At 54.0% G+C, this 13171-nt stretch carries 9 protein-coding genes; 6 read left to right on the top strand and 3 right to left on the bottom strand.

Going from position 1 to position 13171, the window contains the following annotated elements; genetic code table 11:
- Positions 1–14: 14 nt before the first annotated feature.
- Both BQ8290_RS02915 and BQ8290_RS15055 read left to right on the top strand, forming a co-directional pair.
- Positions 15–2789 (top strand): M10 family metallopeptidase C-terminal domain-containing protein, encoded by a 2775-nt coding sequence (locus tag BQ8290_RS02915; RefSeq protein ID WP_337660947.1) that lies wholly within the window; start codon positions 15–17, stop codon positions 2787–2789.
- A complete protein-coding gene (locus tag BQ8290_RS15055) occupies positions 2782–2958 on the top strand; it encodes a hypothetical protein (protein WP_337660946.1) in 177 nt (58 codons plus the stop codon). Before BQ8290_RS02915 ends, BQ8290_RS15055 begins: the two co-directional genes overlap by 8 nt.
- A gap of 31 nt (positions 2959–2989) precedes the next feature.
- Here BQ8290_RS15055 and BQ8290_RS02910 read toward each other — a convergent pair whose 3' ends face one another.
- On the bottom strand, positions 2990–3955 hold the full coding sequence (locus BQ8290_RS02910; protein WP_108787467.1) for an alpha/beta hydrolase fold domain-containing protein: 966 nt from the start codon (positions 3953–3955) through the stop codon (positions 2990–2992).
- Between the two features lie 183 nt (positions 3956–4138).
- Positions 4139–5458, bottom strand: coding sequence for a carotenoid oxygenase family protein (locus BQ8290_RS02905; protein ID WP_337660945.1), 1320 nt, complete (start codon positions 5456–5458; stop codon positions 4139–4141).
- Between the two features lie 232 nt (positions 5459–5690).
- Between BQ8290_RS02905 and BQ8290_RS02900 the strand changes: the two genes are divergently transcribed.
- The 4 genes from BQ8290_RS02900 (at position 5691) to BQ8290_RS02885 (ending at position 12005) form a co-directional block, all read left to right on the top strand.
- The gene (locus BQ8290_RS02900) at positions 5691–8138 is read left to right on the top strand and encodes a TonB-dependent receptor (RefSeq protein ID WP_337660944.1); all 2448 of its coding nucleotides are present in this window, start codon (positions 5691–5693) and stop codon (positions 8136–8138) included.
- 200 nt (positions 8139–8338) lie between these two features.
- On the top strand, positions 8339–9022 hold the full coding sequence (locus BQ8290_RS02895) for a TetR family transcriptional regulator (RefSeq protein WP_108787461.1): 684 nt from the start codon (positions 8339–8341) through the stop codon (positions 9020–9022).
- A gap of 45 nt (positions 9023–9067) precedes the next feature.
- Positions 9068–10513, top strand: coding sequence for an aldehyde dehydrogenase family protein (locus BQ8290_RS02890; protein WP_108787459.1), 1446 nt, complete (start codon positions 9068–9070; stop codon positions 10511–10513).
- A 49-nt stretch (positions 10514–10562) separates the two neighbouring features.
- Positions 10563–12005, top strand: a complete 1443-nt coding sequence (locus BQ8290_RS02885; RefSeq protein ID WP_108787457.1) for a carotenoid oxygenase family protein — start codon at positions 10563–10565, stop codon at positions 12003–12005.
- A gap of 213 nt (positions 12006–12218) precedes the next feature.
- Here BQ8290_RS02885 and BQ8290_RS02880 read toward each other — a convergent pair whose 3' ends face one another.
- Positions 12219–13163 carry an NAD(P)-dependent oxidoreductase gene (locus tag BQ8290_RS02880; protein WP_108787455.1) on the bottom strand — a complete coding sequence of 315 codons (945 nt, stop codon included), beginning with the start codon at positions 13161–13163 and terminating at the stop codon, positions 12219–12221.
- Positions 13164–13171: the final 8 nt, after the last annotated feature.

The raw sequence follows: 13171 nt of genomic DNA, 5'->3' as shown, positions 1-13171 counted from the left end.
AAGAGTGAGCCAGCGTGTTTAGAGAAACCTTTGAAATCAATACAACGAACCTTGATCCCGCAATGGATCGTGTCGACAGCGTTGTGGAATTTGATGACGTTTTGAAAAATGCGGTGCACACGCACAGTTGTGCCTGCCTTGCCTGTCACAATCATGATGGCGCAGACAAAGCCAATGGCGGCGTCAACACGGTCGTAACGGTCGGCACCAATTCCGAAGAAGATTTTGCCAACGACACCAGCACTGACGGCGTTTTGACGCCCGGTTCTTTCGTCGTCAGTGAATTGGAAGCATCCGGCGACAGCGATTGGTTCGCGATCGACCTCACCCAAGGTGAGACATACACGTTCACGACCTTCCTGCCGGGTGGTGGATTGTCAGACAGTATCCTGACATTGCGTGATTCAACCGGTGCCACAATCACCAGCAACGACGATGCAAACACCAATGCGCGTTTGCTCTATTCCGAAATCACCTTCACCGCGGATACGACCGGTACATTCTATCTGGATGTTTCCGGTTTCGGCACCGCCGCTGGTCGGTACGTGATTTCCAGTTCGCGTCCCGTTGATGACGCGGTGGCTGCGGATGCGACGACCACTGGTGAGCTCACCATTGGTGATCCCGCCACGGCGGCGCAATTGGAAGAGACCGGTGACCGCGACTGGTATGCGGTGACGTTGCAGGCGGGCGAACGATATGAATTTGTCACCTCGTCCACGGGCGGGCTGAACGATGTCGACACAACATTGACGTTGCGCACGGCATCCGGCGATGTTGTCGCGTATAACGACGACAGCACCGGAACGTATTCGGCGATCCGTTTCACCGCGACATCCAGCGGCACATTCTATCTCGACGTGGGCGGCTGGGCCGATGGCGAACAAGGCGACTATCAAGTCACGGCCGATATTGCGGCCCCGCTCGAAGAATATTCGAACGATCAAATCGCATCGCAATTGCTGTATGGTTCAACCGGCGATGAAAGCAATTTGCGTCGCTTTGCGGCAACCGAAGGCGACACGATCACCGTCAATATTACGACATTGACCGAAGAAGGCATGTTCTTGGCACGCGAAGCCTTGGCGCTTTGGACTGACGCCACGGGCATCAATTTTAGCGAAGTGAACGGCACGGCCCAAATCACTTTCCAAGACACCGAAGAGGGTGCCTTTGCATCATCGAGCCGGACCGGCACGACGATCACCAGCGCAACCGTGAACGTTTCAACCGCATGGTTGGAAAATTCGGGCACGACGTTGGACAGCTATTCGTTCCAAACCTACATTCACGAGGTCGGTCACGCGCTGGGCCTAAGGCATGGCGGCAACTACAACGGCAACGCCGATTACGACGCGGACGCGTTGTATTTGAACGATTCATGGGCAACTACAGTGATGTCCTATTTCAGCCAGTCTGAAAATTCGTTCTTCGCGCTCCAGAATTTCAGCCGTGTGTTCACGCTCACTCCTATGAGCGCGGATTTGATCGCGATCCAACAAGCGTATGGCACGGTCACAACAACACGCACCGGCGATGACACCTATGGGGTCGGCAACGACACCGGTCGGACAGTCTATGGCGTGGGTGAAGAGGCGTTGAACAACGCTGGCAACCTGTTGGCTTTCACCATCATTGATAATGGCGGGACCGACACGCTCAATTACTCGACATTCTCTGCGGCGCAGTTGATCAACTTGAATTCGGAAACGTTTTCGAATGTTGGCGGCAGCCGGGGCAATATGAGCATTGCGCGCGGCACTGTGATCGAAAACGCCATTGCGGGTTCGGGCAACGATGAATTGATCGGCAACGCGGTGAGCAATATCCTCACCGGCGGCCTAGGCAATGACACGATTGACGGCGGTTCCAATGTGGACACGGCGGTCGTTTCGGGGAACCGCGCGGATTACACGATCACACAGACGCAAACGGGTGTGTTTGAGGTTGTTGGCGCGGACGGGACCGATGTTCTGTCCGGCGTTGAGTTCCTGCAATTTGACGATGAGATGATGCGTTTGCTTCCCGGCCAAGGTGTGTCGGTGAACTTCGCGACGTCGGACACTTCGGTGTATCAAGACGCGATGAGCGCGATCCGCGATTTTGATGGCAATGCGTTGGGCGGCGATGGTTCGTGGCTGCGCATTGGTGAGGCCGATGTGAACGGCGATGGCGATCTGGATCAGATTGTTGTGAACCAAGCGATCGGCCGTTTTGCGACCGTTGGTACGGCGCCGGATGGTCTGGTCTATTTTGATGACCATTCATGGGCCGGCGAAACGCGTGTTGCTGGCATCTATATCGATCCATTGGTGGAAAGCGGCGATGTTGTTGCGGGCAGCGACAATGACAGCCAGCGCCGGTTCCAGAACGATTTGGAGATCGAAAACATCAACCGTGTCTTGGGCGCGGATGATTACGACAGCGACGGCATCCAAGAGGTGTTCTTTGCGCTGACCGATGGCACGGCGTATCTGCGCGCACTGATGCATGAAGATGGCAACATCCGGTATGCCAACTATCAAAGCGAACAAGAGGTGATCGATTACCTCACAGCTAATGGATATGACGAAAGCACTTTCGGTGACTGGTTCGGCGATAGCGCTAACGCAGCGACGGCGGACAAAGAATCCAGCACCGAAGTGTCGATCCAACTCGTTACCAAAAACGATGGCGGACAAGGCGAGCCAGAGGCAATTGGCGGCGACATCGAAGCGATGTTTGCACAACGCCCCGGCGAATTCGCATCGCAGCAATTCGAACAGGTTCCGATCGAATTCTTTGGCTAAGCGAACGAGCCAGTTGCATTGCCTTGCTCGGATCCCCGCGTTGGAGGGTGATCGTTTCACAACCGGGAAAAAGAAGAAGGCAGCACAAGTGGGTAAAGCGCTGTTGGCCGATCAATATGGCCGTCTGTTCCTGGTCGATCCGACAATGGCCAGAGTGACACAGTTCTGACCTATCGGCTCTATTGAAGATGGCCCCCAACTCAGAGGGTAAATCTCTTGAGGAACGACAATTGTGACCCAACAAACGCTTCGGCAAGCGCGCCCACGCCCATATCAAACCCATGGATCGCGCCATCCACTTCGAGATAGGTGGCGTCGACCCCGTCATTGATGAGCCGATTGGCGTATGCGCGGTCTTCATCGAGAAAAAGATCGCAATTCCCAACCCCCATCCAAGTCGGAGGGGAACCGGCGAGCTCATCGCGCCGCGCGGCGGCGCAATAGGGCGTCGTGTCACGCACAGTGGATGGGCCCAGATAGCTGTCCCATCCGAAAAGATTGTTGCGATTGCTCCACACTCTGTGCCGGGGCTTGTCGATCTCACGCCTCTTTGATGTGCGATCATCAAGCATGGGGTAAATCAGCAATTGGGCAGCTGGCTGGGTTCCGGCTTCGTCTTGAAGTCGTTGGACCAAGGTCGCCGCGAGACCGCCGCCTGCACTGTAACCGCCGACCACGATCTTGCTCGGGTCAACGCCCAATTGATCTGCCTTGTTCAAAAGTCTTTGCCATGCCGTGTGACAGTCATCGAGAGCGGCGGGGAAATGAGCCTCTGGCGAAAGCCGATAGCCGGGACAAACAACGGGCACGCCAAGCTTGCGTGCGAAGAAGGCGGCCTTGGGAAGGATGTCTTGCGGACTGCCGATCACATAACCACCGCCGTGGATGAGCAATAAAGCGCCCGCTCCGGATCGGGTGTTGGGAGTGACCAAAACGGTCCCTGTGCCGAATTCCTCGGAGTCGGTGATGGTGATGTCCGATGTGTCGAATTCGGGACGATTGAGTGACCCCAAAAATCGCATCAACCGATACGTCCATCTGTTGACGACAAGCCAACCGATTTGACGATCGAGAGGTTTCAGCTCATCCGCCAAATCACCCGGTTCGGCCGAGGAATGGGCGTTGGCTGGCGAATGGCGAAGCGCCGGGTTGTCGTCTTGAGTCATATCATCGTTGCCTGCGAATTGCTTGGGTCATGCGGCGCGACCTTGACATCACTGCGAAGTCAAAACACAGCCGCCGCAGGTGCATTTTAAGCGCGGTTTCTACCAGCCAAGAGACCGCGAGAAACTAGCTAATAAGGGCCTCTATGCGGCGCGACCATTGATCAAACCGGTGGCGAAGGTGGGCTAATCGGCAATCCAGCTTCCATGAAAACCGGCGGGTACGCGCGCCTGCAAATGAATGCGCGCTATGGGATTATCGGACATTTCCTTGGCGTTGAGGATCACCAGTTCGCTAAGCTTTTCGCTCGGATCATAGACGTAGGTCATCAAATACCCATCATCCTCGCTTTTGGGATCGTTAGCAGGGATGAAAATGGCTTCGCTTCCCGTGCGCCCATCTTTAAGCCGATGGCAGGTACTCGCTCCGGTTTCCATATCGTATTTGTGAAAGCCAAGAAGGTTGGGCGCGCCGCCAGTATCAAATTCGGCGGCGTATCCATGTTGATGGGGTTGCCCAACCAAAAGCGGCGACGTCATAGGAAAATCCACGCCCAAATCATCCAACGGCGCTTCTGTAACCGACCCGTTGTCAAGGTCGATTGTCCAGCGATGAAGTTTGGGAACGGGTGGATTCTTCATTCCAACCGATGTGTATCCGATCATACGAGGCGCGTGAAATATGACCTTTGATCCGCGTTCATAGGCGTTCATCGTGTGGTAGACATAGCATGGTTCAATTTCGAACCATTGCACGTCTTTGCTTGTGCCAGTGCGCGGCATAACGCCGAGCCTGGCCCCATAACTTTCGTCATAGCTGATTGGAATGCCGGGCTTGCCCAACTTTGTGAGATCCCAAAGCATGGGAAGGTCCATGAAAAGCACGTAATTCTCGGTGATCGCAAAATCATGGACCATAGTCGCTGCCTTAACGTCTATGACTTCGGATTGGACCAGCTCGCCGTGCGGTGAAACGCGGTAATAGGTCAAGAACGGGGGCATTATCCCATATCCAAAGAACAGCATTTCTCCGGTTTTCGGGCAAATCTTTGGATGTGCCGTCATATTGCCTGTTAGTTTGCCGCCGAAATCATACGGGCCAACGGTGTCCAAATCGCCCGACATTTCGATTGGAATTTGCGTTTCTTGAAGCGCCAACACCTTATCTGCGTGGCCAACGATATGCGTGTTGGCGAGAGAATTGCCTCTAACCAATCGGTTCTCATTGGTGATTTCTTCGAAATCCAACAATGGCGTCTGGACGTAGCGATTGCGATACCAATTGGCTTTGCCGTCACTGATTTTGACGCCGTGGATCATGCCCTCTCCGAGGAACCAATCAACGCTCGCTTTTGCACGGGGATTTGGGCCGTTGCGCAGGTATCGGCCGTTCAACTCCCTCGGAATCTCGCCCGTTATCTTAAGGTCGGTGGTTTCAATCGATTCTCCGACCGGCGCAAAATTCCCTGTCATCCAAAATGGTGCATCGGGGTGTTCAATCGTCACAGGATCGTTCCTCACTTCGGTTGATTTTGCCTGCCAATTGGCGGGGCAAACTTCACACTCTTGCATGCCATGAATCAAATTCAAACGGTCATAACAATTGTGAGAGTATCGTTTGAAAAGCGTGGTTCTTAGCTTCCTCATCAGGATTTCGGCGAGATTGTTCCTTTGATTTCTGCCGAATTCGATCGCGGATGAGATGCAAAAAAGCATCGACGTGGAGGGGAAGAACAAGATGTCATTCAAGAATAGATTGCGCCTGCAAACCGGAAGCGTTGCGATTTCTGCGGCTTTGGCGATCGGCATGGCCAACCCAGCGATTGCTCAGACGCAAGATGAAGCTGCGCAAGAGGATCAGTCCAACAGCAACGTCATCATCGTGACCGCTCGAAAGCAGGAAGAATCTTTGCAAGACGTTCCTGTCGCGGTCGCGGTTATCAGCGGCGATACGCTTGACGATTTTCGCATTGACGAAGCCGCCGACTTGGTAAGCCGAGTGCCGGCCCTTTCTGTTCAAGTGGGCGGATCGGGTGCTGGCGCGCAGATCGGGATACGCGGCATCAATTCATCCAACATTTCCAACGCTTTTGATTCTGCGGTGGCCATCAATGTTGATGGCATTGCCGTTAGCACACAGCGGGTCTTGCAAACCGCATTCTTTGATCTGGAACAAGTCGAAGTCCTGAAGGGACCTCAGCCTTTGTTCTTTGGCAAATCCACATCAGCAGGCGTTTTGACACTGCGCAGTGCAAATCCAACGCCCGATTGGGAGGTGTCTGGGACCGTCTCATACGAGTTTGAAGAAGAGGGTTACACGGTCGGTGGTTATATCTCTGGACCACTAACGGACACATTGGGCATTCGCGTTGCCGCCGAATATCAAGACATCGATAAATTTGTGGAGCTTCAGGACAACGTGCCTGCGCTTGACCCTGACAAAGGCTTGACCAACTTTGTGGGTCGTTTGACTCTCGCTTTTGAGCCGTCATCGAATTTCGACGCCACTCTAAAAATCAATTATAATGAACAGCGCTCAGAGACGTTGAATGGCTTCACAGATCTGTTCTGCGGCGGCAATGGACAGCCCGAACCATCATTCTTGGCGGTGTTTGGGTTGTCGTTTGCTCCTACGCATGACTGCAACATTTCCGACAATTTTTTCCCTGGCCCAGACGGTGATGCCAGCATCAATGTTGTGCCAACCGGTCTGGATCTTGGCGGGCGGGATGTCACTCAGGCATTCAATGACACCGATCTGTTCTATGCAAGTCTAGAGGCGAACATCGGGTTGACCGATGATCTCACGCTGACGTTGCTTTCCGGCTATGTGGAATTGGACAATATTTACAACGATACGTTCAACTCGACTGGCCAGAACCCAGATGGATCGGCTGCTGGCTTCACCGCTCCGTTCGTCAACACTTTGGAGCAATTCACGCAAGAATTTCGCCTGGCGAGTGATTTTGCTGGGCCGTTCAATTTCCAGATTGGCGGATTTTGGGAAAGTCGAGACAGCGGCTTGCTGACTGCGCAGAATGCGTTTCTGCCATCGCTTTTGCTGGGACCAGATGCCGCCACAGGCTTCACATTTGACTGGTTGGCGGATCGCCCCCTCTCGGCCGAAGCAATCTCGTTCTATGTCAGCGGGTCACTCGATCTGACCGACACGGTCAATCTTTCCGGCGGGGTTCGTTGGACCGACGAGGAGAAGAGCACGACGATTGGCTTCCCATTTGTCCATTCGTTCATTTCTGGTCCGTTGGGTGCGGTGCCATCCGGATTTTTTGCCGGGCCAATCGAATTTAGCGACAGCAATTTCTCTCCCGAAGTGGTGTTGAAATACACGCCAAACGACGATTTCAATATCTATGCGGCTTTCAAAACCGGTTTCAAATCGGGCGGGGTCGATAACAACACACTGCCCACCGGCGCGGTTTTGTTGTTGAATGATCCCGATCCAGCTGTTGCGGAGGCCGCTGCCGATTCCCTGCGTTTCGATTCAGAGACATCGACGGGCGGCGAAATTGGTGTTCGTTCGCAATTGGCCAACGGGTCTTTGATCCTTAACGCCACCGCGTTCTACTATGTGTTTTCTGACCAACAGATTCAGAACTTTGATGTCGCGATCTTCAACTTTTCGACATTCAATGCCGGTGAAACCACAACGCAAGGTATCGACGTTGACTGGCGCTGGGCAACGCCGGTTGATGGGCTCACCGTTAGCGGCGCTGCATCCTATTTGGATGCAGCCTTTAGCGACACGTTCGTGTCGGTGAACGGTCTAGACTTGGATGGTCGGGCTGCTGCCCGGGCACCGGAATGGTCCGGCAATATTGCCGTTGATTGGGATGTCCCGATCGGCAATTCGCTAGAATTCGGGTTCAATTCGGTCATCAGCTACACCGACGATTATTTCACAACGACGACCAGCCCAACCGAGCTGGATCCGGCAACGAACATTGGGGACATTGTTCAAGACGGGTTCTTCACGATCGATGGATCGATATCGATTGGCGATCCCGATGGGAAATGGACGCTGTCATTGATTGGCAACAATCTCACCGATGAAATCTTCATCAACACGTCTGCGCCGCCTCCGTTTGGGGCGCCTGGAACAGATGATCGATTGGTCACTCTAAATCGCGGGCGGCAGGTTTTCGTCGAACTCGGCTTTAAGTTTTAGTCGGCGTTCTCTTCCGACTAATTCCCAGGGTGGGTGCTGGCTGTGATGTTGGCGCCCACCTTTCCTGCTCTCGGCCTAATGTGGAAGGATGGTTTGCGATCTGGTCGGGCTGCATTGCGATGAAATGCTAAAACTGGGACAAGGTGGGGGCCTATTTCAGAGGCACTGGCCAATTTTGCAGAACCCAAAAGTGAGACCTGATGCAAACGAAGATCGAATACACGACTAAGTCCAAATTGCTGCAAGCCGGTATCAAGGTGTTTAGCAACCATGGCTATTCCGGCGGCTCAGTTCGTCAGATCGCCGAATTGGCAGGCACCAACATCGCGAGCGTGACCTATCACTACGGTTCAAAAAAGCGGCTTTGGCAGGCCGTTTACACCCACTTGCAAGACAAATTGCTTGAGGCAATTTTTGTCGACGAAGACAAATGGCGGGACATGACACCCTATGACAGGGTGAAAAGCACGACCCGGAACTACGTCCGATTTTGCGCTCGCTATCCCGAATTGCATCGCATCTCTACCTTCGAAACCATCCATGGAGGTGAGATGCTTGATTGGATGAATGAGCGGAAATTTGCGCTCTTTTCATTGAAGTCGATGGATTGGGTTTCGCTTGCTCAGGACGAAGGGGTCTATTCGTCGGATGTATCGGCGATCCACCTGCATTTCATCATGACGCACGCATCCAATTCCATTTTCCTTCTGGCCCCGCACATCAAAGCAACTTTTGGAATTGATGTGTTTGAAGAGGAGCAGATCGAGAAGTTCACCGACGCGATCATCTCCCTCTTCTTAAACAGCGAACCCACAGCGAACCTCGGGTCATTGGGCGCGCAACCGCCCACAGCGCTCGACCTTGAAAAAAAGATCACGCCCTAGATGCGAAATGCATTCCAAGGCCGATCGTGCGAATTTTGAAAGTTTATGACAGAGAACCGGACTCAGACTGCGATTAAGAATTTGCTCAACGGACGGGATGTTACCGCCGGTGATCTGGCCGTCGATGATCCGGCTACGGGAAAGATTATCGCTTGGGTTCGTGCCTATACTGTCGATGAAGTGTCGCAAATAATTGCAGAAGCGGACACCGCGCGACATGCGTGGGCGGCACGGACAGCGAAAGAGCGCGGAGCGATCCTGCGCAAATGGTTCGACTTGATCTTGGCGAACCAAACCGACTTAGCGCATTTGATAACCGCGGAGTGCGGCAAACCGTTGGCAGAGGCGATGGTCGAAGTCGCGTATGGCGCGGCTTTTGTTGAATGGTTCGCCGAAGAAGGGAAGCGCGCCTATGGCGAAACCATCCCCAGCTTCGCCACTGGCAAACGGGTTCTTACAATCAAGCAACCCGTCGGAACCTGCGCGGCGATTACGCCGTGGAATTTTCCAATTGCGATGGTGACGCGAAAGGTCGCACCAGCGCTTGCGGCGGGTTGCTCGATCATATTGAAACCAGCAGAGGCTACACCGCTTTCCGCGCTGGCCATTGAGAGATTGGCCATCGAGGCCGGCGTTCCCAGCGCAGTGTTCAAAGTCACACCGGTTTGCGAACCTGCGCCGGTAGGAGAGCTTTTTTGCAGCGATGACCGGGTCCGCAAATTGAGCTTTACGGGCTCAACTCCGGTGGGCAAAATCTTGATGGCGCAGGCCGCACAAAACATCGCCAAAATAAGCCTTGAGTTGGGTGGAAACGCCCCATTCATTGTATTCGACGATGCCGATATTGATGCCGCCATTACAGGGGCGATTGCGTCAAAATTCCGCAACGCAGGTCAAACTTGCGTCTGCGCAAACCGTTTCCTCGTTCAAGACAGCATCGCGGAGGAATTCACCGAAAAGTTCACGGCGAGAATTGCCAAACTCAAAGTCGCCCCCGGTGTCGAGCGGGGAGCTGAGATCGGCCCGCTGATCAACGATGCCGGTTATGCCAAAGTCAGCGCTTTGGTCGATGGAGCGATTGCGGCTGGTGCGGTTGCGCGCCTTGGCGGCCCGTCGAGCGAACGAGGCGGGAATTTCTACGCGCCCACCGTTTTGACGGGGGTCACAAACGACATGGATATCGCGCAGTCAGAGATCTTTGGCCCGGTTGCCTCGATCATGATATTTGCCACTGAAGATGACGCAATTCGCATGGCGAACGACACGCCGTTCGGCCTCGCGGCGTATTTCTATGCGCGCGATATGGGCCGCATTTGGCGAGTTATGGAGGCTCTCGAATACGGCATGGTCGGCATCAATGACGGCGTCCTATCCTCTGAAGTCGCGCCGTTTGGCGGGATCAAACAATCCGGGCTTGGGCGAGAGGGATCTAAGCACGGTCTCGATGAATATATGGAATTGAAATACGCCTTGATGGGCGGAGTTTCGTAATCAATCCAAGGCGCGCGCACGCGCAATTCCCTAAACGGAGAACGACATTATGGCTCAGCCTTTTTCCGATCACCCGTACCTTACCGGTCATCATCAACCGATGCGGTTCGAAGCGCATGCGCCGGACCTAATCGTAGAGGGTGAGTTGCCCAATGATCTGCATGGGGTGTTCTATCGAACAGGTTCAGAGCCGCTCTACGATCCACCAGAAGGCTATCATTGGTTCGATGGGGACGGGATGGTTTATGGCTTTTTCTTTGAGGATGGTCGTGTGTCGATGCGCAACAAATGGGTGCGCACCGAAAAGTTTGAAGCGGAATTGGCGGCTGGAAAACGCTTGTTTGGCGTTTTTGGTGATCCGTCGACAACCGATCCTAGTGTGCAAGGTGTGCGGTACAACACAGGCAACACCAACATCATCCTCCACAATGGTAAATTGATGGCCGTAATGGAGGGGTGCCCTGCAATCGAAATGGATCCGCGCAGCCTCGATACGCGAGAATATCTCGATTATGGCGGCACGATCACTGGGCCGTTTTCTGCGCATCCAACAGTCGACCTGACCACAGGCGAAATGATGAGTTACGGCTGGATGATCAACGGACCCGGCGGCAAGCCGGAAATTCGTTACGAAGTGATCGACAAGAACGGCCAGATCACCAATCAGTTCGCCTTCGAAGCGCCGTATATGAGCATGGTTCACACTGCGCTTGTCACTGAAAATTGGGTCTTGGTGCCGTTCAACCCTCTTGAGGTCAGCCTTGATCGAGCCATGAAAGGCGGCCCGATGCAGGCATGGGTCAAGGGACGCAATTCGCGCTTTGCTCTATTCCCCCGGCACGGCAGCGCCAAAGATATTCGATGGCTGGAAATGCCGGGGCGTCACATGTTCCATGAACTGAATGCTTGGGAAGAAGACGGCAAACTGATCGCAGATGTCGCCGCAGCCAACGGCACTGCATTGTTTCCTAATGATGATGGAACGCAAAGCACGCATGCTGGCACCGCCTTGGAATTGCGGCGTTGGACGATTGATCTCACGGGCAAGACCAATGACATCAAAGAAGAAACCCTCAACGACCGTGACATTCAATTCCCCCGCCCGGACGACCGGATGATGACGCGCAAGACACGCCATGGCTATGCCAACCTCAACCTCAATTCGGTTGATGGACGTGTGGATGGCATGGATGGCGTGATCCACTTCGATACGAAATCCGGCAAAGAGGACATCTACCACTTTGGCGATGGAGCAGGGTGCGGGGAACTGGTGTTCGCGCCTAAATTGGGATCAACCGACGAAGCGGATGGCTATGCCATGAGCTTGGTGCACCCGGCCAATTCCAACACCACCCAATTGGCGATTTTCCACGCGCAAGATGTAGCCGCCGGCCCGATTGCGAGAGTCATTATCCCCTATCGTATCCCGAGCGGCTTTCACTGTAACTATTACAGCGCGGACGGCTCGCTCGCTGAACCCATTTTTGCTTAGCGAAAGGCTCTCCCATACTTCGGTCGGTTTCGCAGGATTACGCGTGGCGCAATGCCTTGACGTTATACGACAAAGCGGTGTTCGCTGCGGCTAGACCTGCGGGATATACATTCCAGTTTTAGCCGAGGGCAATGGACCGTTTTGAGCTTCAGCCGCGCATGTCGCCGTGCCCTGCTCACGGTGTCGTTTCAATCAGTGACTAGCAGAAGGATGTTATTCTTCAGCAACCGGTGACAGCAACGGTTCGTCGTTCAAGAATGCCTCTATATTGTCTTGGGCAAGCTGGGCTTGCTTAAATAGCGTTTCGTATGTCGAACCACCCTGATGGGGGGTCAGCAGGATGTTTGGCATGTCTTTCCAACGTTCGCTGCTGGTCGGTTCGGGGTCGAACACGTCGAGCCCAGCGCCGGCCAATCGGCCAGACTTTAACGCCTCAATCAACGCGGTTTCATCGACAACGCTGCCGCGCGATACATTGACCAGCGCTCCACTCTCGCCGAGTGCATCAAGCATCGCTCCATCGATCATCTTATGGGTCGACGCATCTGGCCGACAACATACAATCAAGCCCTGTGACAATTGCGCTAGTTCCATGAGTGAAGGCACATATGGAAAGACAATCTCACTCTTGGCGCGTGGACCCCACCATTTGATTTCAAAGCCAAATGGCTCCAGCCGGGCGGCAACCTCTTTCCCAATCGAACCCATACCAACAATACCGATGGTCATGCCCCTCAGTGAGCGCCGAAGTGGTCCTGCCTTTTCCCTCCATTGATCGGACATGATGTAATTCTGACTGTTTGGCATTCGGAGCAAAAGCGAAGCCATCATCGTCACAGCTAGGTCTGCAACATCGCCGGAATTGAGGCCGGGCGCATTGGTCACAGGGATGCCACGTTCGGCGCAAGCTTGAAGATCGATGTTGCTGAATCCGGCAGAAATCGATGCCACCATTTTTAGATTGGGCAGCTGGTCCAAGACCGTTTTGTCGAGCTTTTCGATGCTGGCAGACAACAGCACTTCGACTTCGCTGCCACGTGTCGTAATGGTTGCCTCAACGGTTTCGTCATGGGCAATGAATTCCCAATGATCCGGCTTTCCCGGGAACAGGCCTTGCATTCCCGGATGCATTGCCAACACTTTGACATTCTCTCTCATCGGACCGG

It is taken from the genome of Erythrobacter sp. Alg231-14 (genome assembly GCF_900149685.1).
Classification (GTDB): Bacteria; Pseudomonadota; Alphaproteobacteria; order Sphingomonadales; family Sphingomonadaceae; genus Erythrobacter.
This window is presented reverse-complemented; position numbering and strand designations above follow the sequence as displayed.

Excerpts from the sequence above, each read along its gene's own strand:
- BQ8290_RS02910 (WP_108787467.1), bottom strand. The coding sequence starts at position 3,955 with ATGACTCAAGACGACAACCCGGCGCTTCGCCATTCGCCAGCCAACGCC.
- BQ8290_RS02900 (WP_337660944.1), top strand. The coding sequence starts at position 5,691 with ATGTCATTCAAGAATAGATTGCGCCTGCAAACCGGAAGCGTTGCGATT.
- BQ8290_RS02895 (WP_108787461.1), top strand. The coding sequence starts at position 8,339 with ATGCAAACGAAGATCGAATACACGACTAAGTCCAAATTGCTGCAAGCC.
- BQ8290_RS02890 (WP_108787459.1), top strand. The coding sequence starts at position 9,068 with ATGACAGAGAACCGGACTCAGACTGCGATTAAGAATTTGCTCAACGGA.
- BQ8290_RS02885 (WP_108787457.1), top strand. The coding sequence starts at position 10,563 with ATGGCTCAGCCTTTTTCCGATCACCCGTACCTTACCGGTCATCATCAA.
- BQ8290_RS02880 (WP_108787455.1), bottom strand. The coding sequence starts at position 13,163 with ATGAGAGAGAATGTCAAAGTGTTGGCAATGCATCCGGGAATGCAAGGC.